This window comes from Sinisalibacter lacisalsi (assembly GCF_014640115.1).
GTDB lineage: Bacteria > Pseudomonadota > Alphaproteobacteria > Rhodobacterales > Rhodobacteraceae > Sinisalibacter > Sinisalibacter lacisalsi.
On record NZ_BMGI01000003.1, the window covers coordinates 152,358 to 176,716 of the forward strand.

23 protein-coding genes are annotated in these 24,359 nt (G+C 66.9%); 9 read left to right on the plus strand and 14 right to left on the minus strand.

Annotated features, from left to right (window positions below; translation table 11 throughout):
- Positions 1-60: 60 nt before the first annotated feature.
- The gene (mtnK, locus tag IEW01_RS10175) at positions 61-1,326 is read left to right on the plus strand and encodes an S-methyl-5-thioribose kinase (RefSeq protein WP_188527522.1); all 1,266 of its coding nucleotides are present in this window, start codon (positions 61-63) and stop codon (positions 1,324-1,326) included.
- The gene (gene mtnA / locus IEW01_RS10180; RefSeq protein WP_188527523.1) at positions 1,323-2,417 is read left to right on the plus strand and encodes an S-methyl-5-thioribose-1-phosphate isomerase; all 1,095 of its coding nucleotides are present in this window, start codon (positions 1,323-1,325) and stop codon (positions 2,415-2,417) included. Before mtnK ends, mtnA begins: the two co-directional genes overlap by 4 nt.
- Before the next feature lie 60 nt (positions 2,418-2,477).
- On the opposite strand, the gene IEW01_RS10185 is transcribed toward mtnA, so the two are convergent.
- Positions 2,478-3,446, minus strand: coding sequence for a sugar-binding transcriptional regulator (locus IEW01_RS10185; protein WP_188527524.1), 969 nt, complete (start codon positions 3,444-3,446; stop codon positions 2,478-2,480).
- Between the two features lie 115 nt (positions 3,447-3,561).
- Here IEW01_RS10185 and IEW01_RS10190 point away from each other — a divergent pair, with 115 nt between their 5' ends.
- Positions 3,562-5,604 carry a bifunctional aldolase/short-chain dehydrogenase gene (locus IEW01_RS10190; protein ID WP_188527525.1) on the plus strand — a complete coding sequence of 681 codons (2,043 nt, stop codon included), beginning with the start codon at positions 3,562-3,564 and terminating at the stop codon, positions 5,602-5,604.
- An 87-nt stretch (positions 5,605-5,691) separates the two neighbouring features.
- Here the strand turns inward: IEW01_RS10190 and IEW01_RS10195 are convergent, their stop codons facing one another.
- The 3 genes from IEW01_RS10195 to IEW01_RS10205 all read right to left on the minus strand — a co-directional run bounded on the left by IEW01_RS10195 (position 5,692) and on the right by IEW01_RS10205 (position 9,617).
- On the minus strand, positions 5,692-7,893 hold the full coding sequence (locus IEW01_RS10195; protein WP_188527526.1) for an NADP-dependent isocitrate dehydrogenase: 2,202 nt from the start codon (positions 7,891-7,893) through the stop codon (positions 5,692-5,694).
- Positions 7,894-8,052: 159 nt separating this feature from the next.
- A complete protein-coding gene (locus IEW01_RS10200; RefSeq protein ID WP_188527527.1) occupies positions 8,053-8,496 on the minus strand; it encodes a VOC family protein in 444 nt (147 codons plus the stop codon).
- A 50-nt stretch (positions 8,497-8,546) separates the two neighbouring features.
- Entirely contained in the window at positions 8,547-9,617 is a 1,071-nt protein-coding gene (locus tag IEW01_RS10205) for a polysaccharide biosynthesis/export family protein (protein ID WP_188527528.1), read from the minus strand.
- Positions 9,618-9,917: 300 nt separating this feature from the next.
- Here IEW01_RS10205 and IEW01_RS10210 point away from each other — a divergent pair, with 300 nt between their 5' ends.
- The gene (locus tag IEW01_RS10210) at positions 9,918-10,544 is read left to right on the plus strand and encodes a sugar transferase (protein WP_188527529.1); all 627 of its coding nucleotides are present in this window, start codon (positions 9,918-9,920) and stop codon (positions 10,542-10,544) included.
- A 6-nt stretch (positions 10,545-10,550) separates the two neighbouring features.
- Here IEW01_RS10210 and trhO read toward each other — a convergent pair whose 3' ends face one another.
- Entirely contained in the window at positions 10,551-11,459 is a 909-nt protein-coding gene (gene trhO, locus IEW01_RS10215) for an oxygen-dependent tRNA uridine(34) hydroxylase TrhO (protein WP_188527530.1), read from the minus strand.
- A 140-nt stretch (positions 11,460-11,599) separates the two neighbouring features.
- On the opposite strand from trhO, the gene IEW01_RS10220 reads away from it, so the two are divergent.
- Both IEW01_RS10220 and pncA read left to right on the plus strand, forming a co-directional pair.
- Entirely contained in the window at positions 11,600-13,000 is a 1,401-nt protein-coding gene (locus tag IEW01_RS10220) for a trypsin-like peptidase domain-containing protein (RefSeq protein WP_188527531.1), read from the plus strand.
- A gap of 58 nt (positions 13,001-13,058) precedes the next feature.
- On the plus strand, positions 13,059-13,670 hold the full coding sequence (gene pncA / locus IEW01_RS10225; protein ID WP_188527532.1) for a bifunctional nicotinamidase/pyrazinamidase: 612 nt from the start codon (positions 13,059-13,061) through the stop codon (positions 13,668-13,670).
- A gap of 7 nt (positions 13,671-13,677) precedes the next feature.
- On the opposite strand, the gene IEW01_RS10230 is transcribed toward pncA, so the two are convergent.
- The gene (locus IEW01_RS10230) at positions 13,678-14,634 is read right to left on the minus strand and encodes an NAD(P)-dependent alcohol dehydrogenase (protein ID WP_188527533.1); all 957 of its coding nucleotides are present in this window, start codon (positions 14,632-14,634) and stop codon (positions 13,678-13,680) included.
- Positions 14,635-14,702: 68 nt separating this feature from the next.
- Between IEW01_RS10230 and pncB the strand changes: the two genes are divergently transcribed.
- Together pncB and IEW01_RS10240 are read left to right on the plus strand one after the other, a co-directional pair.
- The gene (gene pncB / locus IEW01_RS10235) at positions 14,703-15,995 is read left to right on the plus strand and encodes a nicotinate phosphoribosyltransferase (protein ID WP_188527534.1); all 1,293 of its coding nucleotides are present in this window, start codon (positions 14,703-14,705) and stop codon (positions 15,993-15,995) included.
- A gap of 123 nt (positions 15,996-16,118) precedes the next feature.
- The gene (locus IEW01_RS10240; protein WP_188527535.1) at positions 16,119-16,529 is read left to right on the plus strand and encodes a hypothetical protein; all 411 of its coding nucleotides are present in this window, start codon (positions 16,119-16,121) and stop codon (positions 16,527-16,529) included.
- Here the strand turns inward: IEW01_RS10240 and IEW01_RS10245 are convergent.
- The 8 genes from IEW01_RS10245 to IEW01_RS10280 form a co-directional block, all read right to left on the minus strand.
- The gene (locus IEW01_RS10245; protein WP_188527536.1) at positions 16,526-17,455 is read right to left on the minus strand and encodes a phosphotransferase enzyme family protein; all 930 of its coding nucleotides are present in this window, start codon (positions 17,453-17,455) and stop codon (positions 16,526-16,528) included. The genes IEW01_RS10240 and IEW01_RS10245 overlap by 4 nt on opposite strands.
- The gene (locus IEW01_RS10250) at positions 17,452-18,672 is read right to left on the minus strand and encodes an aspartate aminotransferase family protein (protein WP_229738196.1); all 1,221 of its coding nucleotides are present in this window, start codon (positions 18,670-18,672) and stop codon (positions 17,452-17,454) included. Before IEW01_RS10250 ends, IEW01_RS10245 begins: the two co-directional genes overlap by 4 nt.
- Before the next feature lie 37 nt (positions 18,673-18,709).
- Entirely contained in the window at positions 18,710-19,132 is a 423-nt protein-coding gene (gene arfB / locus IEW01_RS10255) for an alternative ribosome rescue aminoacyl-tRNA hydrolase ArfB (RefSeq protein ID WP_188527538.1), read from the minus strand.
- 328 nt (positions 19,133-19,460) lie between these two features.
- The gene (locus tag IEW01_RS10260; protein ID WP_188527539.1) at positions 19,461-20,099 is read right to left on the minus strand and encodes a queuosine precursor transporter; all 639 of its coding nucleotides are present in this window, start codon (positions 20,097-20,099) and stop codon (positions 19,461-19,463) included.
- A gap of 87 nt (positions 20,100-20,186) precedes the next feature.
- Positions 20,187-21,080: an esterase-like activity of phytase family protein gene (locus IEW01_RS10265; protein WP_188527540.1), complete on the minus strand. Its 894-nt coding sequence runs from the start codon at positions 21,078-21,080 to the stop codon at positions 20,187-20,189.
- On the minus strand, positions 21,053-21,991 hold the full coding sequence (gene mepA / locus IEW01_RS10270; protein ID WP_188527541.1) for a penicillin-insensitive murein endopeptidase: 939 nt from the start codon (positions 21,989-21,991) through the stop codon (positions 21,053-21,055). Before mepA ends, IEW01_RS10265 begins: the two co-directional genes overlap by 28 nt.
- Before the next feature lie 3 nt (positions 21,992-21,994).
- Positions 21,995-23,383: an MFS transporter gene (locus tag IEW01_RS10275; RefSeq protein WP_368855196.1), complete on the minus strand. Its 1,389-nt coding sequence runs from the start codon at positions 23,381-23,383 to the stop codon at positions 21,995-21,997.
- Between the two features lies 1 nt (position 23,384).
- A complete protein-coding gene (locus tag IEW01_RS10280) occupies positions 23,385-23,915 on the minus strand; it encodes an acyl-CoA thioesterase (RefSeq protein WP_188527543.1) in 531 nt (176 codons plus the stop codon).
- A gap of 128 nt (positions 23,916-24,043) precedes the next feature.
- On the opposite strand from IEW01_RS10280, the gene IEW01_RS10285 reads away from it, so the two are divergent.
- Positions 24,044-24,343 (plus strand): YggT family protein, encoded by a 300-nt coding sequence (locus IEW01_RS10285; protein ID WP_188527544.1) that lies wholly within the window; start codon positions 24,044-24,046, stop codon positions 24,341-24,343.
- The last annotated feature ends 16 nt before the right edge of the window (positions 24,344-24,359 follow it).

Below are 24,359 nucleotides of genomic sequence, written 5' to 3' on the forward strand. Positions count from 1 at the left end.
TGTCTCCCGAAGCCGCCCTGAGAGGGCAGAAAATCTGTGGATTGCGAAGGGAGGAGACCAGTGTCTCAACAGGCATACGAGGCGTTGAGCCCGGAAACGCTCGCCGCGCGGATCGGCGCGATCGAGGCGATCCGAAACCGGATTGGAGACCCTGCCGCGTGGACGGTGCGCGAGGTGGGCGATGGCAACCTGAACCTCGTGTTCATCGTCGACGGCCCCGATGGCAGCGTCGTCGTCAAGCAGGCGCTCCCTTACGTGCGCCTCGTCGGTGACAGCTGGCCGCTGCCGCTCAAGCGCGCCTTCTTCGAATACAACGCCCTGATCCGCCAGGCCGAACGCGATCCCGGCTCGGTGCCCGAGGTGTTCCACTTCGACGAGGAGCAGGCGATCGTGGTGATGGAATTCCTCGCCCCCCATGTCATCCTGCGCAAGGTGCTGATCGAGGGTGGCCGGGTCGAGGGGCTGGCGGAGATGCTCGGGCGGTTCTGCGCCCGCACGCTGTTCCGCGGCTCCGACCTCGCCATGCCCACGGCGCGGCGCAAGGCCGACGCGGCGATGTTCCTCGGCAATGTCGAGCTGTGCGACATCACCGAGAACCTCGTGTTCTCCGATCCCTATTTCGAGGCGGAGATGAATCACCACACCCCGGCGCTGGACCCGGTGGTGAAGCTTCTGCGCGAGGATATCGACCTCAAGATCGCGTCGCAGCACATGAAGGCGGCCTTTGCCACCAATGCCGAAACCATGCTGCACGGGGATCTTCACAGCGGATCGGTGATGGTGACCGAAACCGAAACCAAGGTGATTGATCCCGAGTTCGCCACCTACGGGCCGATGGGCTTCGACGTGGGCATGCTGATCGCCAACTTCCTGCACGCCTACTTGTCCCAACCCGGCCATGCCGAAACCCCCGGCGCGCGCGACGCCTACCAGGAGTGGATTCTCGGGGTCGTGGCCGATCTCTGGGCCGCGTTCGAGGATGAGTTCTCGCGGCTGTGGCGCAGCGAGCGCACCGGCATCCTGTATCAGGCCAGCCTGTTCGAGGATCAGGGCCACGCGCGCGGCGCCGAGCAGGCCCGGCTTGAGCGGCTCGCCGCGATCTGGCGCGATACGCTCGGCTTTTGCGGCATCGAGATGCACCGCCGGATCCTGAGCCTCGCGCACAACGCCGATTTCGAGAAGATCGAGGACGAGGCCACCCGCGCCCGCCTCGAAGCCCGCGCCCTGATGATGGGGCGCACCCTCGCCGTGGCCCGGGGCGAAATCACGTCTATGGCGCAGGTGCTCGACCTGGCCCGCGCAACCAACAAGGAGGACTACCTGTGAAGATCAACGGCAAACATTACCGCGCGATCTGGCGCGAGCCCTCCGGCGAGGTGAAGGTGATCGACCAGCGCTGGCTGCCGCACGAGCTGCGCATCGTGACGCTGGCCAACCGCAAGGACTTCGCCGATGCGATCTACGAGATGTGGGTGCGTGGCGCGCCACTGATCGGGGCGACGGCGGCCTACGGCGTGGCGGTGCAGATGGCGGAAGACCCGTCCGACGCGTCACTCGATGAAACCTACGAGGTGCTGCACGCCACCCGTCCCACCGCGATCAACCTCAAGTGGGCGCTCGACGAGATGAACCGGGTTCTGCGCCCGCTCGCGCCCGAAGCCCGCGCCGAAGCGGCCTACAAGCGCGCCGCCGAGATCTGCGACGAAGACGTGGAGATCAACCGCCGGATCGGATTGAACGGGCTCGAGATCATCCGCGAGATTGCGGCGAAGAAGGGCGGCGGCCGGGTCAACGTGCTGACCCATTGCAACGCCGGCTGGCCCGCCACCGTCGACTGGGGCACCGCCACCTCGCCGATCTACCATGCGGTTGAAGAGGGGATCGACGTGCATGTGTTCGTCGACGAAACCCGCCCGCGCAACCAGGGCGCGCAGCTCACCGCCTGGGAGCTCAATTCCCACGGTGTGAGCCACGACCTGATCGTGGATAACGCCGGCGGCCACCTGATGCAGCACGGCGAGATCGACCTCGTGATCGTTGGCACCGACCGCACCACCGCGCGCGGCGACGTCTGCAACAAGATCGGCACCTATCTCAAGGCGCTCGCGGCGAAAGCGAACGGCGTGCCCTTCTACGTTGCGCTGCCCTCGCCGACGATCGACTGGACGGTGCAGGACGGGGTGAAGGAAATCCCGATCGAGGAGCGTGGGCCCGAGGAAGTCACCCATGTTCAGGGCAAGGCAGCCGATGGCGCGATCATCTCGGTGCAGATCTCGCCCGATGGCACCGGCGCGCGCAACCCGGCCTTCGATGTCACCCCGGCCGAGCTTGTCACCGGGTTGATCACCGAGCGCGGCGTGGTGGCGGCCGATGCAGAGGCGCTGGCGGCCGCCTTCCCCGATCTCGCGTCGCGGTAGTCCTCCCCGATCCGCGATGCAGCCGAGAAGGCCCGGGCCAGGCGCCCGGGCCTTTTCCTTTCAATCGACGGCCAGCAGTTTCTCGGCAACGCTCAGGCAGGTGACGAAATGGCTCACGTAGCCGCCGCGAATCGCCGCCAGCGAGGCTTCGGTCTTGTCGGTGCCGGGGGTGACGAGAATGCCCATGTCGAGCCCGACGAGGCTTTCGAGCGGAATGCCGATCATCCGGTCGTCGAGGGGGCCGTGAATCGCGTTGCCCTCGGCGTCGATGAAGCGGCCGCAGATCACGCCCCGCGCGCCATGTTCGAGATGCCAGTCGAGATCGGCCTGGGTGGCGAGGCCGGAGCCCACGATATGGCTGTCGGATTCGACGGTGCCGACCGAGAACAGGAACTTGTTGCAGGTTTCCAGCCGGGCAAGCTGGCTGTGAATGATCGGCTCGGCCCGCAGCGCCTCGGCCAGCCCGGGGTTCGAGAGAATCGCCGGGGCGTGCAGGTTGTAGACCTGTGCGCCAAGGCGCTGGGCAAGGCGGGTTGAGCAGGCCTCGGCGGTGAAGCCGTAGGGCGTGGCCATGGAGCCGACGAGCTGGAGCACGGCAACATCTTCCATCCGTGTTTTCTCGGTGGCTTCGGCCATGTCGTAGATCGTCTTGCCCCAGGCCAGCCCCAGCCGGTCGCCCGGTTCGAGCAAATCGGGCAGCCATGCCGCCGCGCCGCGCACCACGCGATAGAACGTCTCGACCTCGTCGGCATCCTCGTCGGGGATGACGTAAGCGGCGGTCAGCCCGAACTTTTCCACAAGCTCGACGGCGGCGCGGTGGTTGGTGAAGGCGGGCGAGGCGAGCGAGATCCGGATCATCCCCCGCTCGCGCGCTTCCTGAAGGTAGTTCACCACCGTGGCGCGGGAAATGCCGAGCCGGTCGGCGATATCCTTCTGGTTCAGCCCATCCTGATAATAGAGCCAGGCCACCTCGATCACCACGTTTTCACCGCTGATCCGCCCTGTCGTCCTGCGCTTCGGTCCGGCCATGCCTGAGCCTCTTATTTTATCTATGACAATCGTATCTGACTTTTGTATAAAAACCGCGAAAGATCAAGCCGGAGCACGGTGGCGGCACCGTCTCGAAGTTACGCGGGAGTTTCAGATGATCCAGAACAGATGGCAAGACGCCGAGGCAAAACAGATGCAGGACGCGGCGGGCGATGACCCGGCGGCGCGCGAACTGGCGCTGAGGGTCTACACCTCGCGCCTGATCGGGGCCGATCCCGACCTCGTGATGCACGGCGGCGGCAACACCTCGGTGAAGCTCACCGCCCGCGACGTTTACGGCGACGAGGTCGAGGTGATCCACATCAAGGGTTCGGGCTGGGATCTCGAGACCATGGAGGCGCGCGGGATGCCGGCGGTGCGTCTTGCCCCCCTGATGCGGCTTCGCGCGCTGGCGGCGCTGTCGGACGAGGAGATGGTCAACGTCCAGCGCTCCAACCTGATCGACTCGACCGCGCCGAACCCCTCGGTTGAAACCCTGCTGCACGCCTACCTGCCGCACAAATACGTCGATCACACCCACGCCACGGCGATGCTGGCGCTTGCCAACCTGCCCGAGGTCGAGGCCGTCACCCGCGAATTGTTCGGCGACCGGATCGTGCTGGTGCCCTACGTCATGCCCGGCTTCGAACTGGCCAAGCGCGCGGCGGAAACCTTCGACGCGCACCCGCACGCCGAGGGGCTCCTGCTCGTCAACCACGGTCACTTCGCCTGGGGGCCGGACGCGAAAGCCTCCTACGACAAGATCGTGGAGCACACCAACGCGGTGGAAGCCTGGTTCGCCGAGCGCCGCCCGGCGCCGCTGAAGCCCGCCGCCGCGCTGCCCGAGGCCGCCCGCGCCGAGACGCTGGCCGCCCTGCGCGGCGCGATCGGCGCGCATCTGCCCGAGGGGGCGGCGATGCCGGTGTTCGACACGCGCGACAGCGACGCCCTGCGCGGCTTCCTGATGCGCGACGATCTGGCGAAACTCGCCACCCGTGGCGTCGCCACCCCCGACCACGTGATCCGCATCAAGGCCCACCCGCTGCACCTGACCTCAGACGACGTGGCGGGTGGCGCGGAGGCCATCGCCGCGAAAGTGGCGGCATTCAAGGCCGATTACACCGGCTATTTCGACCGCCAGGCCCCGCGCTTCGGCGGTGAAAAGGTGATGCTCTCGCCGCTGCCCAACCTTGCCTGGATCGAAGGGCTGGGCCTCGTCGGCATCGGCGCCGACGCCAAGGCCGCGCGCATCGCCGCCGATCTCGGCGAGCAGAACACCCGCGTGATGCGCGATGGCGAGGCGGCCGGCGGATTCCACCCACTTGGCGAGGCCGACCTGTTCGACATGGAATACTGGTCGCTCGAACAGGCCAAGCTCGGCAAGGGCGCGCCGCCCGCGATGCGCGGCAGGGTGGTGCTCGTCACCGGCGGCGCCGGGGCGATCGGGCTGGCCACGGCGGAGTCTTTCCGCGCGAAGGGCGCCAACGTCTTCCTCGTCGACCGTGACCCGGAGGCGCTGGACGCGGCGCTTGCGAAGCTCGGGCGCGATCATGGCGGCGTCGCGCTGGACATCACCGCGTCGGGTGCGCCACGCGCGGCAGTGGAGGCCTGCGCCGCGCGCTTCGGCGGGCTCGACGTGCTCGTGTCGAACGCCGGGGCGGCGATGACGGGCGATATCGCCACGCTGCCCGACGAAACCCTGCGCGCGTCGTTCGAGTTGAACTTCTTCTCCCACGTCGCGTTTTCGCAGGCCGCCGTTTCGGTGTTCCGGGCGCAGGGGCGAGGCGGGCAGATCCTGTTCAACGTCTCCAAGCAGGCGGTGAACCCGGGCAAGGGCTTCGCTGCCTACGGGCTGCCCAAGGCCGCTACCTTCTTCCTGTTGCGCCAGCTCGCGCTGGAACTGGGCGGCGAGGGCGTGCGGGTGAACGGCATCAACGCCGACCGCATCCGCTCGGGCCTGCTCACGCCGGAGATGATCGCCGCCCGCTCCGCCGCGCGCGGGGTCGACGAGGCCACCTATCTCGGCGGCAACCTGCTGCAGCGCGAGGTCGAGGCGCGCCACGTGGGCGAGGCCTTTGTTGCCCTGGCGCTATCGGAGCGCACCACCGCGCATGTAATGACGGTGGACGGCGGCAACATCGAAGCGGCGTTGCGCTGAACCGGGCGCGCGCGCGTTCCCGCACCACCACGGACAACAAAAAAGGGGGAGCCGGGCGGCTCCCCCTTTCGTTTCAGGCCGGCCGGATCAGCCGATGATCGCGTTGAGCGTCGGGCTCGGCCGCATCACCTTGGCCAGCTTTTCCGGGTCGGGGTGGTAATAGCCCCCGATATCCACCGCTTCGCCCTGACCCTCCATCAGTTCGGCGACGATGGCGTCCTTCTTGTCGGCCAGCGCCTCTGCGATCGGGGCGAAGTGGGCGGCCAGGACGGCATCGTCGGTTTGCGCCGCGAGCGCCTCGGCCCAGTAGAGCGCGAAGTAGAAATGCGAGGTGCGGTTGTCGTTCTGGCCGGGCTTGTATTCCGGGCTCCGGCCGTTTTCGAGCACCTTCTGGGTGGCCGCCTCGACCGCTTCGCCCAGCACCTCCGCGCTGCCCTTGTGCCTGGTTTCGGCGAGGAATTTGAAGCTCTCACCAAGCGCGCAGAACTCGCCGAGGCTGTCCCAGCGCAGGTGGTTCTGGCCGACAAGCTGGGTGACGTGCTTGGGTGCCGACCCGCCGGCACCGGTCTCGAACAGCCCGCCGCCGTTCATCAGCTTCACGATCGAGAGCATCTTGGCCGAGGTGCCAAGCTCGAGGATCGGGAACAGGTCGGTCAGGTAGTCGCGCAGCACGTTGCCGGTGATCGTCACCACGTCTTTGCCCGCGCGCATCTCTTCCAGCGTGAAGCGGGTGGCCTCGCGCGGAGCAAGGATCGGGATGTCGATGCCTTCGGCTTCGAGCACGGGCTTGACGTAAGCGATCAGTTCGCGGTCGTGCGCACGTGCCTCGTCGAGCCAGAACGCCGCCTTGCCCGTGGCCTTTGTGCGGTCGATGCCGAGCTTGATCCAGTCGAGGATCGGCGCCTTCTTCGCCGTGGCCGAGCGCCAGATATCGCCCTTCTCCACCTTGTGCTCGTGCAGCACCTCGCCGCTGTCGAGCACGATGCGCACCACGCCGTCGGCCTTCATCTCGAAGGTGGTGGGGTGCGAGCCGTATTCCTCCGCCTTCTGCGCCATCAGGCCGACGTTCGACACCGCGCCGCAGGTGGTCACGTCGAGCTTGCCGGTTTCCTTGAAGTAGGAAATCGTCTCGTCATAGACCGGGGCATAGCTGTTGTCGGGGATGCAGCACTTGGCATCGGCCTGCCCGCCATCGGGGCCCCAGCCCTTGCCGCCAGCGCGGATCAGTGCGGGCATCGAGGCGTCGATGATCACGTCCGAGGGCACGTGCAGGTTGGTGATGCCGCGGTCGCTGTCGACCATGTAGAGCGGCGGGCGGGCACCGAGCGCGGCCTTGAGATCGGCCTCCAGCGCGGCGTCGCCCTTGATCCGCGTTTCAAGGTCACCGATGCCGTAGTTCGGGTTCCAGCCGAGATCGTCAAGCTTTTCGCCGTGCTTGGCGATGAAATCCTCGAGGTAGACGGCGACGAAATGACCGAAGATGATCGGGTCGGAGACCTTCATCATCGTGGCCTTGAGGTGCACCGAGAACAGCACGCCGGGCTCTGTCGCAGCAATTTCGGAGCGGATGAACTCACGCAAGGTGCGCGCGCTCATGAAGGTCGCGTCGACAACCTCGCCCTCACCGTAGGACAGGCCGTCTTTCAGCACCGTCTCGCTGCCATCGGCGGCGGTGAACACGATTTTCGCGCCCCCAGCCTGCGCCGCGGTGATCGTGGCGGACGTCTCGTTGGCGAAGAAATCGTCGCCCGGCATCGAGGCGACATGGGTTTTCGACTCAGGGCTCCACTCGCCCATCGAATGCGGGTGCGCCTGGGCATAGGCCTTGACCGCCTTGGCCGCGCGCCGGTCGGAGTTGCCCTCGCGCAGAACCGGGTTCACCGCCGAGCCCTTCACCGCATCGTAGCGCGCCTTGATATCGCGTTCGGCGTCGGTCTTCGGCTCCTCGGGGTAATCGGGCAGGGCATAGCCCTGGGCTTGAAGCTCGCGGATCGTGGCCGCGAGCTGCGGCATCGAGGCCGAGATATTGGGCAGCTTGATCACGTTGGCCTCGGGGGTTTTCACCAGTTCGCCAAGCTTGGCGAGATCGTCGGCCACGCGCTGATCCTCGGTCAGAAAATCGGGGAAGGCCGAGAGCACCCGGCCCGCGAGCGAGATGTTGCGCGTCTCGACGCTGATCCCAGCGGCAGAGGCGAAGGCGCGGATGATCGGCAGCAGCGAGGCGCTCGCCAACTCGGGGGCTTCATCCACCTTGGTATAGATGATGTCGGGGGTCTCGGTCTTGGCCATGATCGGGGTCGTCCTTCGGTGTTGCGGGCGGCGCGGGGGGCGCCGCGCTCGGCATCGCCGTCCGCCTAGACGGCGCGGTGGCAAAAGTCAATGTGTGCGACGGTATACAATGAAAGCGCACAAACCGAAAGCCCCGAAATCACGGGGCGGTTCGGTGGTCTACCAGGTTCCGGTGTTCGGCATCGAGGCCCAGGGTTCGCGCGGTTCCAGCGCCTCGCCCTCTTGCAGGAGTTCGACGGAGATATTGTCGGGCGACTTGAAGAAGGCCATGCGCCCGTCGCGCGGCGGCCGGTTGATGGTCACGCCCGCGTCCATCAGCTTCTGGCAAAAGGCGTAGATATCATCGACCTTGTAGGCCAGGTGGCCCCAGCTCCGGCCGGTTTCGAGCTTCTCGTCGCTGTCCCAGTTGTAGGTCAGTTCCAGTTCCGGGGCGTTCACCTCGCGGGCCTGCGCCTCGTCTTTCGGCGCGGCGAGAAACACCAGCGTGAACTTGCCCTCGGGCACCTCGCTGCGGCGGGTTTCGACAAGGCCGACCTTGCCGACCCAGAAATCGAGGCTTTCTTCCAGGTCGGTCACCCGGATCATAGTGTGCAGATATCTCATTGCGTCCTCCGTTCCATCGGGGCTGTCGAATCAAATCCGGTGCGCGGCGCCTAGAAGCGGTTGCGCACCAGCAGGGCATCGGCCACGAGCCCGACCAGCGCGCTCACGCCCACCATCGCGCTCTCGGTCACCATCACCAGATCGCCGGGATTGACGCGGAACTTCCGCGCCGCGAAGAGGCTGTCGGCGCTGGTGAGGTCGACGGTGAACACCACCTGCTGCATCGTCGGCCCCTTGATCCCGTTCGGATCGACCGCGTTGGCGGGGTAATCGCGCAGGATCAGGATGCCTTTCGGGTCGGCGCGCATCTCGTTCAGGCCGCCGGCCATGGAAAGGGCTTCCATCGCGGTGATGTGCTCGCGATCGAAATTGACGATCCGGTCGCCGGTCGCGCCGGCCGAGACGAAGAAGCGTTCGTCCTCGTCCACGATCACCTTGTCGCCACCGCGCATGACGATGTTGCGGCTGGCATCCGATAGCAGGTCTTCCGCGCGGATCTCGTAGGTCTTGCCGTTCCGGATCAGGCGCACCAGCGGATTGCGCATGTTGGGCGATATGCCACCGCCCTGCGACAGCAGGCTCAGGATCGTGACATTGCGCGAGGTCAGTTGCACCGGGCCGGGCCGGGGAACGCCGCGCACGAGATCAACCGTATTGCCCTCGCCCGGCACCATCGAGAGTTGCACCTGCGCCGACGGCGCGATGCGTTCGATCTCGTTCTGCACCGTAAGGCGGGCGCGTTCCGGGGTGAGGCCGTTCACCACCACCTCGCCAACGTAGGGCACGAAGATCGTGCCCGCCGGCGAAACGTCGAGGCCCTTCATCGGGGTCGACCGGGTATTCGGCACGGTAAGCAGCGAGTTTTGCTGGTTATCCCAGATCACGAGGTCGACGCGGTCGCCCGGGCGGATCACCGAAGAGCGCGCGCCGCCGCCGGCCTGGAGCCAACGGTAGTGCCCGCGCCAGCCGGTTGATGGCCATTCGGCGACGATCGGAAGGTTTTGAGGGGTCACCTCGACGACGGCAAAGCTCGGATCCTTCGCACTGGCTTCCGAAAGCACGTCGGACTCGATCGGCGCCCCGGCGGGAAAGCCGCAGGCCGCGAGACCCAGAACAGCCACCAATGAGAGCAGAATGTTGCGCAAAAGCGAAGTGCCTCCCCAAGATCTGGCTTGCCTATTCTCTGGACCATTTACACTCAGGCTTCAATCGGAGATACGAACAGGGACTGAAAAGTCAGGAGCTTTTTCGCGAGTGCGACCCGAATGCAATAGGATGTATCATGAGCCATTTACTCGTCGGCTGCAATCGGTGATACATCTTGAGGTTGCGTTCGCGCGTGGTACTCGCCCCGGGCAACGCGCGGGAATCGGCCCGGTGCTCCTGCGGGACATCGGAAACCTTCGAGGTGGTCGCGTAGAATGACATTCGGGAAACGTCTGACCGATCTTGTCCTGGCGCTTGTCATGTTCGTGGTCCTGTTGCCGCTGATGGTGGTGATCGGGCTGGCCGTCCTGGTCCGCGACGGGCCGCCGATCTTCTACGGCCACAGGCGGGTGAGCCGTCCGGGCAAGGAATTCACGCTCTGGAAATTCCGCACCATGCGCCGGGTCCGCAATGATCACGGGGTTTCGGGGGGGCACAAGCGCCGGCGCGTTACCCCGCTTGGCCGCTTCCTGCGCCATCACCGGCTTGATGAGTTCCCGCAGCTGATCAACGTGATCCGGGGCGATATTTCCTTCGTCGGCCCGCGCCCGCCCGATCCGCGCTATGTCGAGATGTTTCCCGAGCTCTATGCCGAAGTTCTCAAGATGCGGCCGGGGATCACCGGGCTGGCCACGTTGTCCTACCACAAGCACGAGGAACGCCTGCTCTCCAAATGCCGCACGGCGGCGGAGACAGAAGAGGTCTATACCCGGCGTTGCGTGCCGCGAAAGGCCCAGCTCGACATGCTCTACGCCGAGCACCGGACGTTCTGTTACGATATTCTCCTGATGCTGCGCACGGTATTTCGCAGCCTGCCGCTGCATCTCAGCAGGTGGCGCTGACGGCGTTCACGCCGCCGGTCCGATGTGACGCTCGCCCCGCGCTTGCGCGAGTGTGACCTGGCGCTGCCGTTCGCGAAAGCGGGCGCGCTGGGCTTCGGTGTAATCGCCCGCGCAACGATGACAGCAGACGCCCTCCTCGTATTCGGGGCGCGACAGGTCTTCCGGCGCGAGCGGGCGGCGACAGGCCCGGCAAAGCAGGTGCGGCCCCTCCCGCAGGCCGTGCTCCACGCTCACCCGCTCGTCGAACACGAAGCAGGCCCCATGCCAGAGGCTTTGGTCTTCCGGCATGTCTTCGAGATATTGCAGGACGCCGCCCTTGAGGTGGTAAACCTCCTCAACGCCCTGTTCGAGAAGGTAGTTCGTCGATTTCTCGCAGCGGATACCGCCGGTGCAGAACATCGCGATGCGCTTGTTGTGAAACCGTGCCTTGTTGGCCTCCCACCACGCGGGGAACTCCCGAAAGCTCTTCGTGCCCGGGTCGATCGCGCCCTCGAAGGTGCCGATGGCAACCTCGTAGTCGTTGCGCGTGTCGATCACCGCCACGTCGCCCTGCGCGATGAGATCGTTCCACTCCGCGGGCGATAGGTAGTGGCCGACGCGGGCGCGCGGATCGACGTCGGGTTGCCCCATGGTCACGATCTCGCGCTTGAGCCGCACCTTCATGCGTCCGAACGGCGGCGCGCTGGCGGTCGAAAACTTCGCTTCCAGCCCGGCGCAACCGGGCAGGGCGCGGACGTGGGCAAGCAGCCGGTCAAGCCCCGCGCGCGGGCCGGCCACGGTGCCGTTGATCCCCTCGGGCGCGAGCAGAAGCGTGCCGGTGAGGCCCGCGTCGGCGCAAAGATCGCGCAACGGCCCGGCGAGCGTGGAGGGGTCATCGAACCGGGCGAAGTGGTAGAGTGCGCAGACGCTGATCATGCCCAGCGGGCTACAGCCGGGCGGCGCGCGGATCAAGGCCCCGGGTGCAGGCCATTTCCGGCCATCTGCCGGGCGCAGGCGAATTGCCGCTTGATCCCGCGCGCTGAAACGCCAAAACCTGAGCCACACGGAGGACCACCATGAAACGGATCATTCAGAGCCTTGTTCTTGTTCTCGCCCTGATGCCGGCATCCCTCGCGGGCGAAACCCGCGTGCCGGACAGCCCTGGCGAGGTGCAACTGAGCTTCTCGCCGGTGGTCGATCGGGCTGCGCCCGCCGTGGTCAACATCTACGCCACCCGTCTGGTTGCTGAACGGGTAAGCCCGTTCTTCGACGATCCCTTCTTCTCCGAGTTCTTCCGTGATTTCTCGATGCCGCGCCAGCGCGAGCAGAATTCGCTCGGCTCCGGGGTGATCGTGGGTGAGGGGCTGGTGGTGTCCAATTTCCACGTGGTCGAGAACGCCACCGATATCCGCGTGGTGCTGGCCGACCGGCGCGAATACGCGGGCCAGCTCGTGCTTGCCGACGAAGAGGCCGACATCGCGGTGATCCGCCTCGACGGCGGCGAAGACCTGCCCGCGCTCGATTTTGCCGACAGCGATGCCGTCGCGGTGGGCGATCTCGTGCTCGCGATCGGCAATCCCTTCGGCGTCGGGCAGACGGTTTCCTCGGGGATCATCTCCGGCCTCGCGCGCAGCGGACAGGGCGGCGGCGCCTTCAACGCCGGCGGCTATTTCATCCAGACCGACGCACCGATCAACCCCGGCAATTCCGGCGGCGCGCTGGTCGACATGCAGGGAAGGCTGGTCGGAATCAACACCCAGATCGTCACCCGCTCCGGCGGCTCCAACGGCATCGGCTTCGCCATCCCGGCCAACCTCGTTGCTCGCGTCGTCGAGCAGGCGGCGGCGGGTGCTGCGAGCTTCACCCGGCCCTGGGCCGGGATCGAGGTGCAGCCGGTCGATGCCGATATCGCCGAGGCGCTCGGGCTTGATCGCCCGCAGGGGCTGCTGGTGCGCGCGCTGGCCCCGGCGAGTTCTTTCGCCGAGGCCGGGGTGCGGCCCGGCGACGTGATCCTCGAGATCGGCGGCCATGCTCTCGATGCGCCGGGCGAACTCAGCTTCCGGCTCTCGCTGCAGGAACTGGGCAGCATCGTGCCGCTCACGTTGCTGTCGGACGGGGCGCGGCGGATCGTCGGTGTCGAGATGCGCGCCGCCGCCGCCGCGAGCGAGGCGATCGGCGCCGCCCCGGTGACCATCGCCCGCCCCGGTCCGTTCCAGGGCCTCGTGGTTCAGGAACTTTCGCCCTTGCTGGCCGAGCAGCTGGGGCTTCGGCGCGAGCTTGAAGGCGTGATCGTGCTCGGCATGGAAAACCCCGGCCGGGCGCGCAATTTCCAGCCCGGCGATGTGATCAGCCAGGTTAACGGCCAGGCGATCCGCTCGATGGCCGATTTCCTCGCCGCCGCCGACGACGATCGCCGCACCTGGCAGATGGTGATCGAAAGAGGCGGCGGGCGGGTCTTTCTCACCTGGCGCGGCTGAGCCCGGTTGACCGGCGCCCCGCGCCCGCTTACCCATTGAAGCAAAGGGGGAAACGCCGATGCCACACGCCTCTGACGAAGCCATTCTCGTGATCGACGTGCAGAACGATTTCTGCCCCGGCGGCGCACTTGCGGTGGCCGAGGGCAACGAGGTCGTGCCCGAGATCAACCGCATCCTGCGCGACTTCCCGGTGCGCGTGTTCACGCAGGACTGGCACCCGCTGGGCCACGGCTCCTTCGCCTCGTCGCACCCCGGCCGCGCCGCCTTCGAAACCGTGGAAATGCCCTACGGGTCGCAGGTGCTCTGGCCCGATCATTGTGTGCAGGGCAGCGACGGCGCCGAATTCCATGAAGATCTCCACGTCGAAACCGCCGACGTGATCCTGCGCAAGGGCTTCCGCCCGGAGATCGACAGCTATTCCGCCTTCTTCGAGAACGATCGAACCACGCCCACCGGCCTTGAAGGCTACCTGCGCACGCGCGGGGTGCGCCGCGTTACTCTCGCCGGGCTCGCCACCGATTTCTGCGTTGCCTGGTCGGCGCTCGATGCCGCCCGGCTCGGCTTCGAGGTGAACGTCAAGCTTTCGGCCTGCCGGGCCATCGACCTCGATGGCTCGCTCGACGCGGCGATCAGGAACATGCAGCAGGCAGGCGTGACGCTCGAGCCCTGACGGCGGCTCAGGGCAGGATCACCAGCTTGCCCGCGATCTCGCGCCGCCCCATTCGGGCGATCGCCCCGGCGCCGTCTTCCAGCGCGGCGCATTCGCCGATCACCGGGCGCAGCTTCCCGCTCCGCACCAACTCCAGAAGCTCCACCAGCCGGCCCGGCCCCTGGTTCACCGCCAGAACGCCCACCTTGCGGTCGGACCACAGCGAGCTGAGCCCGCCCCAGGCCGCAACGCCGATCAACCGGCGCAACGGCCCGCCCACCATCATGTAGCGCCCGCCGGGGGCGAGGGCAGCGCGCACCCGGCGCACCGGGCGCGTGCCCCAGAGATCGAGGATGAGGTCGAACCGCTCGTGTTGCGCGGTGAAATCCTCGCGCTCGAAATCAAGCACGCGGTCGGCGCCCGCCTCGGTCATCGCCGCGGCCTTGCCGGCGGTGTCGACGCCCCAGACCGTCGCGCCCCCGGCCTTCGCCATCTGGATCGCGAGCAGGCCGGAGCCGCCACCGCCGCCATTGATCAGAACCGTCATCCCGGGCCGCACCCGGTCATGGATGCCCTCGATCGCGATGGTGCCCGACTGCGGCAGCGCCGCGGCGGCGACGTCGTTCACGTCATCGGGCACCGGCACCCAGAGATCGGCCTTGGCGACCGCGAACGCGCCGAACCCGCCGAAGATTCCGAAAATGTCCGCCAGCACCCGGTCTCCCGGCGCGATCCCGCGCACGCCTTCCCCGATCTCGTCGACGATGCCCACCACGTCGGAGCCGAACACGTTGCGGCCGCGCATGAAGGCGCGCGTGATCCAGCCATAGGCCGGGTGGCCCGAGATGAATTCCCAGTCCGACCCGTTCACGCCGCAGGCCAGAACCTTCACGCGTAGCTCGCCCGGCCCGGGTTCCGGCACCGGGCGGGTTTCGACGGCGAGGTTCTCACCGTTGCCGTATCCGTGGCAGGCCAACACCCGCATATGCCTTACTCCTTGCATTTCGGCGCCGCACTGTGGTCCAACAGCGCTAACAGCCCCGGGAGTATACCATGGTCGACATCGCCACGCGCGTCTACAATCACCACTGGAAGATCGACCCGATCGTCCGGTCGCTGATCGACACCGACTTCTACAAGCTCCTGATGTGCCAGTCTGTCTTCCGCAACCGGCCCGACACGCAGGTGACCTTCTCGCTGATCAACCGGACAACCTCGATCCCGCTCGCCGACCTGGTCGATGAGGGCGAATTGCGCGAGCAGCTCGATCACATCCGCACGCTTTCGCTCACGCGGGGCGAAAGCACCTGGTTGCGCGGCAACATGTTTTACGGCAAGCGGCAGATGTTCCGCCCCGATTTCGTCGAATGGTTCGAAACCCTGCGTCTGCCGCCCTATCACCTCGAACGCGTCGGCGATCAGTACGAGCTGACCTTCGAGGGCAGCTGGCCCGAGGTGATGATGTGGGAAATCCCCGCCCTCGCGGTGCTGATGGAACTGCGCTCGCGGGCGGTCCTGAACAACATGGACAAGTTCGAGCTGCAGGTGCTCTACGCCCGCGCGATGACCAAGCTGTGGCAGAAGGTCGAAACCCTGCGCGCCGTCGATGGCCTGAAGATCGCCGATTTCGGCACCCGGCGGCGGCACTCTTTCCTGTGGCAGGACTGGTGCGTGCAGGCGATGACGGAAGGGCTGGGCGAAAAATTCGTCGGCACCTCGAACTGCCTCATCGCCAAGAACCGCGATCTGGAAGCGATCGGCACCAATGCCCACGAGTTGCCGATGGTCTACGCCGCGCTGGCGGAGAGCGACGAGGAACTGGCCGAAGCCCCCTACAAGGTGCTGGCCGACTGGCACGAGGAGCACGAGGGCAACCTGCGCATCATCCTGCCCGACACCTTCGGCACCGAGGGCTTCCTCGAGAACGCGCCCGACTGGCTGGCGGGCTGGACCGGCATCCGCGTCGACTCGGGGGATCCGGTCGAGGGGGCGGAGACCGCGATCGAATGGTGGAAATCGCGCGGCGAAGACCCGCGCGAGAAGATGGTGATCTTCTCCGACGGGCTCGACGCCGAGAAGATCGTGGAGCTTCAGAAACAATTCGCCGGCCGCGTCCGCCCGAGCTTTGGCTGGGGCACCCTGCTCACCAACGATTTCCGCGGCCTCACCCCGAATGACAGCCTCGCGCCCTTCTCGCTGGTCTGCAAGGCGGTGGCGGCGGAGGGCAAGCCCACCGTCAAGCTCTCCGACAACCCCAACAAGGCGATGGGCCCGGCCGAGGAAGTCGAACGCTACAAACGGGTGTTCCACGTCGGCAAGCAGGTCGCGCGGGAGGTTGTGGTCTAGCGGCTACTCCGAAGCGCGCGACGGTTCTCGCCGCCATGAAGCCGCGGGGTGCGACGCCAGCGTCGCTGGACCCGCGCCTTCGCGAGCGCGTAGAATGTCCGCATCCCGACAAGGGAGGCAGGCATGCGCGCGCCGTTCCATCTTTTGCTCCTGGCCATGCTGGCCGTGATGCCTGCTCAGGCGCGCGCCCATGACTGCGGCTTCTACACCGAGTGCTGCCATGCCCTCGTTGAAGCCTACCGCGAGGCGGGGGTGAGCGGCCCTCGGCTGGAGCAATTCGCAGCCACCTGCGAGTTGCATCACGTGTTCGACGCCATGCCGGGGGCGCAGGCGATGTTCTGCGCCGAGGCGTGGGAGGCGATCAGCGTGGTGGCTTATCGGCACTACGTGACGGGCCGCATCGGGTTCTATCCCGAGATGTGCATGGCCGATCCGGATTATGACGCGGGCGAGATCCTTGAGCCCGACCCGATGTTTCCCGAGCCCGATCACGAGCGGTTCCTCGAGGAGATGGACCCCTGGTTTCCCGGCTAGGCATTCGCCATGAAAGCCCGCGCCGCCGTTACCGCCTTTGCCGCATAGGCGCGCACCTTCGGGTCGCCCGGCGCGGCGCGGGGCACGATCCAGCCCATCGAGGCGAAGCGGCGCAGCATCACGAACATCGGCAGGAGGTCTTCGTCCTCGGTGGAAAGCGGCCGCGCCTCGCGGTAGCCTTGCAGGGCCGCATCGCGCAAGGCTTCGGCATTCGGTTCGTCTTCGTTCTGGGTCATGAAGGTGGCGAGGTCGTAGAGCCGAAAGCCCCAGCCGGCATCGTCGAAGTCGATCAGCATCGCCGCATCCGCCCGCATCAGCACGTTCTCGCGCAGCACGTCGGCATGGATGAGGCCGTAGTCGCCGCCGCTCGTGGCGAAGGCACCGAGCATCCCGTGCGCCTTCGCGCGCGCCGCATCCACCAGCGCGCGCTCCTCCGCGTCGAGCGCCGGGCTTTCCCAGAACCGCCCCCAGAGCGGCGCGGCGCCGAGCAGCCCGTCGATGTTCCAGGCGTGGCGGGTGAACCCTGCGCCAAGGTCGAGCCCGTCGGAGGCGTTGTGCAGATCCGCCACCGCCCGGCCCACGGCGCGAAACCGGGCTTGCTGCGTGACCGGATCGCCCGCGAGCGGTTCGCCGCCTTCGCCGAGCGGCGCCCCCTCCATCCACGCGACCGCCGTCGCCACCCGGCCGGTGGAAAGCACCACCGGCCCGGCCAGCGGCGCGGGCACGGCCACGCCGGCAGAGGCCAGCGCGCGCATCCAGTCCAGCTCCGAGCGGATCGCTTCCGGCGTCTGGTAGCCCGGCCGGTGCAGCCGAACCGCCGCCCGCCCACCGGGAAGGTCGGCAGCATAAACGGCGTTCTCGCGTTCGCTCACCAGCCGGGCCGCCCGCCCGCCGAACAGCCCGAGCGCCTCGTCGATCTCGCTCAATCCATTCCCTCCAGAACCTCCCCGAGCGTCGCCACCAGAAGCTCGGCGTTCTCGCGCGAAAAAACCATCGGCGGGCGGATCTTGAGGATGTTCCCGCCGCGCCCGATCCGGTGCATCAGCACGCCTCGTTCCCGCATCCGCTCCACCGCCTCGGCGGTGAACTCCGGCGCCGGCTCCAGCCCGCCCGGTTCGGTGAACTCCACGCCCACGAACAACCCCGCGCCGCGCACATCGGCGATGCGCGGATGATCGAGCGCGCGCAGCCCCGCCAGCAGGTGCGTGCCCACCTCCGCCGCGTTGGCCTGCAGCCCCTCCGCCTCGATCACGTTGAGCACGGCGCTCGCGGCGGCGGCGGCCACAGGCGTGCCCGCGAAGGTGTTGAAATAGCCGAAATCGCGGCGGAACGCCTCGACGATCTCGCCCCTCGTCACCACGCCCGCCACCGGGTAGCCATTGCCCATCGGCTTGCCCATGGTCACGATATCCGGCACCAGCCCGATCCGCTCATGGCCCCAGAAATGCCCGCCGGTGCGGCCGAAGCCGGGCTGCACCTCGTCGGCGATGACAAGCCCGCCCGCCGCGCGCACCACGGCTTGCGTGGGCGCCATAAACCCCGGCGGCAGATCGGGAAAGCCCTCGTTGGCGAAGAACGGATCGAGGATCAGCGCGGCAAAGCCATGGCCCGCCGCCTCCAGCTCGTCGATGGCCCGCGCCACCCCCGCCGCGAACGCCTCCGCCTGCGCTTCGGCGCTGCCGCCGAGCGGGCGCAGACTGTCGGGCGCGGGCACGCGGCGGACCCAGTCCACCCGCCCGCCGATCGGCGTGCGCCCGGACGAGAACTGGCTGACCAGGTGGGTATTGCCGTGATAGGTCGCATCGGTGCCGATCAGCCCGGTCTTGCCGGTGGCGGCCCAGCCCATGCGCAGCGCGATGTCATTGGCCTCCGACCCGGTGCAGACCATGGTGAGCACGTCCAGCCCCTCGCCCAGCCGCCCTGTCAGCCGCTCGCCGTAGGCCACGATCCCTTCGTGCAGGTAACGGCTGTGGGTGTTGAGCGTGGCGAGCTGGTCGGCAACGGCCTCGACGACACGAGGATGCCCGTGGCCGACGTGGGGCACGTTGTTATAGGCATCGAGATAGGCCCGTCCCCCGGCATCCCAAAGCCAGACCCCCTCGCCGCGTACGATCTCCACCGGCTCGCGGTAGAAGGTGGTCATGCGCGGGCCGAGGACACGCGCGCGGCGGGCTGTCAAATCAGTCATCGGATACCTTCCCCCGCATCGCCTTCACTTCCCCCCGCTTCTTCTTCGCCTCGATCCGCCGCCGTTTGCTGCCCAGCGTTGGTCTCGTCGGCACCCGGCGTTTCGGCGGCACCAGCGCGGCGCGGATCATTTCGGCCAGCCGTTCCTCGGCGATCTCGCGGTTGCGGGCCTGGCTGCGGGTGTCTTCCACCCGGATCAGGAGCGCGCCCTCGCTCGTCCATTTGCGGCCGGCGATGCGTTTCAGCCGGGCCTTCTGGGCGGGGGTGAGCGCGGGGCTGCGGGCAGCTTCGAAGCGCAGTTCGACGGCGGACGACACCTTGTTGACGTTCTGCCCGCCGGGGCCGGACGACCGGGTGAAGCTCTCGGAGAGCTCCCAGTCGGCGATGGTCACCTTGTCGTCGATCCGGATCGCCATGGGTGGCCTCTGAAAGTTTGAGCTTCGCTGTCTTGCCGCCGGGAAGGTTTGAACCTCCGCGTTTCGGCACTGTGGAGCGTTGTAAATCCTGCCGCCGCAATCGAAAAGGGCCACCGCTGGGGTGGCCCTTCGAGAAGTCTGGAGGTGGGGCCGGTTAGACGATGCGCCAAACTAGCCCGCTTGCCACCGGGGGCTGCCCCGGAAGCGCGCTTCTACCTTGTCCCGGCACCTCGCTCCCCGAAATCTCTAGACATGGACACCTCCTTTCTCTGCAAATTTTGTTGCGATAAGGAAAGCCTGCCACAGATTTTGTGTGGGTCAACAAAAATCACGCTGTATCTGGTGAAAGTTTCGTAACAAGCACCCGGAAGGGCACAAGTGCCACCAAAGCGAGCGAAAGTTTGACGAGCCAGTCGGCGAAGGCGAGGCTCACCCACAGCGGCACCACCGCGCCGACGCCGAGGAAGGGCAGCTCGTCCCAGGCCCAGTTGATCGCGGCATCGGCCTCGGCCCCAAAAATCGTGATCGAGGCGGCGAAGGCGATGGTGAAAAACAGCGCAGTATCGACCGCCGATCCCACCAGCGTGGAGGCCAGCGGCGGCAGCCACCACTGGCGACGCCGCAACATGTTGAAGATTCCCACGTCGAGAAGCTGTGCGGTGAGGAAGGCGACGCCGGAGCCGACCGCCACCCGCAGGCTGACGGCAGGATAGGTGTAACCATCGCCCTGAAGCTCGATCTGGCTGCCGACGAGCGAGCACAGCACGCCGACGACGAAGCCCGCGAACACCACCTTGCGCGCGGGGCCGGGGCCGTAGACGCGGTTCATCACGTCGGTGACGAGAAAGGCGATGGGGTAGGTGAATGCGCCCCATGTGAGCCAGTTGCCGAACAGGAACTGGACGAGGACGTTGGAGGCCACCACGACGGTGGCCATGGCAAGAATGCCGGGGAGGATGCGAACCATGATGTATCCGTTTTGACAAGGTTGCGGAGACTTGGTGCCCGAAGCGGGAACGCGCCGCACCTACGCTCCGGCGGGTGCGCCGTCAAGTCACTCCGCTATGACGTATTCGACGAACTCGGTTTTCTGGAAAAAGCGGAAGTTGTCGTCGGAGATCATCGTCAGACGTATCTTGCCATCGTCATCGCGCCACACGGCGAGCCCTTCGAGGTTGTCATGCGTGCCCGCGGGCGATCGAAACAGCTGCATCTCGTTGCGCAGGCCCTGCGGCGTCATCTCGAAGCTGCGAACCCGGGCCGCGAAGCCGAAGATCCCCACCAGCGTGCGTTCGAGCAGGTAGAACCGCCCGTCCGGACCGATGTCGGCGCCGACGGGGAGGAAATCGTCCTCGCGCTTGAGGCTGTGGTAGCGCGTCCAGGCGCCATCCTTGAAACGCAGGATCGGGAAGGGCCGGTTCGCCCCGCCCGAGCGTTCGGGCATGGTGTAGAGCGCGCCATCGGCGTCGATGGCGAGGGCTTCGAGCGAGCTGTTGTTCTTCATCCGCTCGAATGAGCCATGCGCGGGCAGTTCCGTGGCCGACTCGAGCGAGACGCTCGGGTAGCGCATGACCCGGTGTTCGGCCTCGAAAGACACGAAGACCTCGCCGGTGTGCGAAATGGCAAGGCCCTCGGAGTCGGTGAAGTATCGCGGCAATGGCTTGCCGTTGCTATGGGGCAGGGGCTGCAGCGTGACATCGTCGATGGCGACGATCCGGTTGCGCTCGTCGCGCCGGATCGTGCCCGACATGAAACTGCCCCGGTCCGACACGGCGAAGAAGCGGCGGCCGTCCGGTGCGATCTCCAGCCCCGACCAGCCGCCGAAATCGGCGTCGTCGATCGACCACGCGAACCGCGAGGCGAAATCTGCGCGGCCATCGTCCTGTGCCGAGGTCGCGGGCGCGACCAGCACGAGTAGAGCTATTGCGAGCGCAGGACGGAGGCGCATTGGTTCGGCAGATCGGCAAGCGTGATGGCAGGCCGGGGCGGCGCCGGCTTGGCGTTGGGGTCGGGCGGTGGCGGGTTGAGGATATTGTCCACCCATTCCTCGGCATCGGCGCAGCCGTCGCCCGGCGGCGGCGGGGCCTGGTCAACGCAGGTCCTGTCGCCCTGCGGGCAAGCGAGGCGCACGTGGAAATGGTAGTGATGCCCGTACCATGGTCGGACCTTGCGCAGCCAGGCGCGGTCGCCTTTCTCGTCCTTGCACATCTGCACCTTGGCGCCGGCGAAGACGAAGATGCGGGCCACCGCCGGATCGGAGGCCGCGGCCTTGATCACCTCGTGATGCGCGCGGGTCCAGTTGTCGTTGACGTAGGCCCCGTTCGCGCGGCGCGTTGAGATCGACGACAGGCTCTCGCGTTCCGCCGCGCTGAGGTCGAGCCGCTTGGGCGGCAGCATCCAGATATCGACGTCGAGCCCGAGCTGGTGGCTGGCGTGACCCGAAGACATCGGCCCGCCGCGCGGCTGGCTCATGTCGCCGACATAGAGCCCGGCCCAGCCCGGTTGGGCGGCGGCCCTGGCGGAAAGCCGCTGGACGTAGGAGATCAGGTCGGGGTGGCCCCAGTTGCGGTTGCGGCTGAGCCGCATCGCCTGCCACGTGGGGCCGGTTTCGGGCAGTTGCACCGCGCCGGCGAGGCAGCCTTGCGAGTAGCCGCCGAAGCTCTCGGGGGCCTGGCGCGACGCGGTCTGCACCGGGCCGAAAAGCTGCTTGGCGGGCTCGTTCGAGGTGGACAGGATGCCGCCTGTCGCGGTGGCGCGGGGCAGGGTGCTGGTTGTCGTGGTCTCGCCACCGCCACCGGCATCGCCGCACGCGGTCAGGCCAAGCGCGAACACGAGGGGCAGGAGCGGGGAAACACGCATCGGTCAGGCCTTTTCGCCGTCGGGTTTCACCCAGATTAGCAGAACCAGGCCGAAGAGGAACAGCGCGATCAGGGGCGTCACCCCGATCTGCTGACTACCGCTTATCGTGGTGACGACGCCGATGGAGAGCGGCGCGATGAACGAGGTGGCCTTGCCCGCGAGGGCGTAGAGACCAAAAGCCTCGGTCATCCGCGCCGGGTTGGCCTGGCGCACCATCATCGTGCGGCTCGCGGCCTGGATCGTGCCGCCCGCCGCGCCGATCAGGGCGCCGATGACGTAGAACATCACGTCGGGCAGGTTCGAGCCCTCGGGAAGAACGATGCCGAACACCGCCTCGCGCGAGATGAAGACGATGGTGATCGCGACGAGCGTCAGCACGAGGATCGAAACCGTGATCACCGGTTTCGGGCCGAATGTCTGGTCGGCCCGCCCGCCCAGCATGGCGAAGATCGCGCCGGTGATGATGGCGATGATGCCGAACACGCCGGTATCGACGACAGACCATTCCAGCACCCCCGCGGCGTAGATGCCGCCGAAGACATACATCCCGTTCAGCCCGTCGCGGTAGAGCATCGAACTGGTGAGATAGGCGAACAGCGAGCGGTTGCGGGGCAATCCACGCAGCGTTGCCAACACGTCGGCCAGCGCCCGCTTGAGCGCGCCGCGCGGCGGAGCGACCGGCTTGGGATCGCGCACCCAGAGGAAGAAGGGGATCATGAACACGGCATACCAGATCGCGGTGAGCGGCCCGACCGCGCGGGTGCCCTCGCGCTCGGCGGCGTCGAGGCCGAGGATCGGGTCGATGCCGATGAAGGTCTTGCCGGTGCTGGCGCTCTCGGCGAACAGCGTCAGCATGATGACGAGCGCGACCAGCCCGCCAAGATAGCCGAAGGCCCAGCCGTTGCCCGAGATCCGGCCGATCTCTTCCCGGGTGCCGAGATCGGGCAGCATCGAGTTGGTGAAGATCGTGGCGAATTCCATGCCGATCATGCCGACGGCGAAGAAAACCAGCACGAGGATGAGGTTGAAATCGCCCGGTGCGGCCCACCACAGCCCGGAGGCTCCGGCGACATACATCGCCGAGAAGCCCCAGATCCAGCGCATCCGGTTGCCAGAGATATCGGCCATCGCGCCGAGGATCGGCGCAAGCAGCGCGATGATGAAGCCCGCCGCGCCGATGCCGAAGCCCCAGGCCGATTGCGCCCGCGCGCCGTCGCCGATCAGTTCCTTGACGTAGGGCGCGAAGATGAAGGTGATCAGCAGGGTGTTGTAAGGCTGGCTGGCCCAGTCGAACCACCACCATCCCCAAACGCGTTTCCTGAGCGATATCGCTTTCATGCCTGCTTTCCCTCGGTTTGCGGGAAAGAGACCCGAAAACCCGCGATTGGGCAAGCTACATCTCGGGCGGCCAGGGGCGCTCGGCATCGGCCTCGATCCAGGCCTGCACCCAGCCCGGCAAGTCGCCGGGGGTGGGGTCATGCCCGAGGGCCGCGATCACCTGTGCCGAGGGCACGATGCCGTCCGGGCCCGTGACGGCGATGCGCAAAAGTGCGTGGGTGGTAGCCTCGCCGCGCTTCCACATGCTTTGCTCGATGTAGAGAAAACGCGCGTCGTGCCCCACCGCGCGTGAGCGCATCTCGATCCGGTCGAACAGCCGAACCCGGCGGCGATAGCGCACCGAAACGCCGGCCACGGTCAGCCCCCAGCCCTTTGCGCGCAAGGCCGCCTCCAGCCCGGTGCGCCGCCCGAGCGGAATGCGGCCGAGATCGAACAGGGTGAGGGTGCGGCCGTTGTTGAGTTCCATCCAGAGGTCGAGATCCCAGGGCCAGCAGATGTGGTAGCTCACGTGGGTGCCATCGAGCGGCAGGCTCTCGGCGCGCGAATGCACCACGAGTTCTTTCATCATGCGCACGAAGGGATACATCCGGGGGGCCTCCTTTTGCCCCCTCGTGCCCGGCGCGCGCGGCATGGTCAACCACAACGGCCCGTCAGTCTTGCGCTGGCCCGGACTTGCCCCTAGTTGGGGGGCGTAGCAGAAAAGGGTGCCGCCAGATGTCTCCACTCCTCGCCACTTTGTTCCAGCTGTTCGTCGCGGTGCTCGGCGTGGTCTGGTTCGTTGTCATCGCGCATATCATCGTCTCCTGGCTGGTGAACTTCCAGGTGCTCAACCTGCGCCAGCCGCTGGTGAGCCAGATCTGGTACGGGCTGAACCGGCTGGTGGAGCCGATGTATCGCCCGATCCGCCGCTTGCTGCCCGATCTCGGCGGGATCGACCTCGCCCCCCTGGTGGTGCTGCTGATCCTGTTCTTCCTGCGGCAACTGGTAGCGAATTACTACTACGCCTTCATCTGATCCGGGTTGCCCCGGC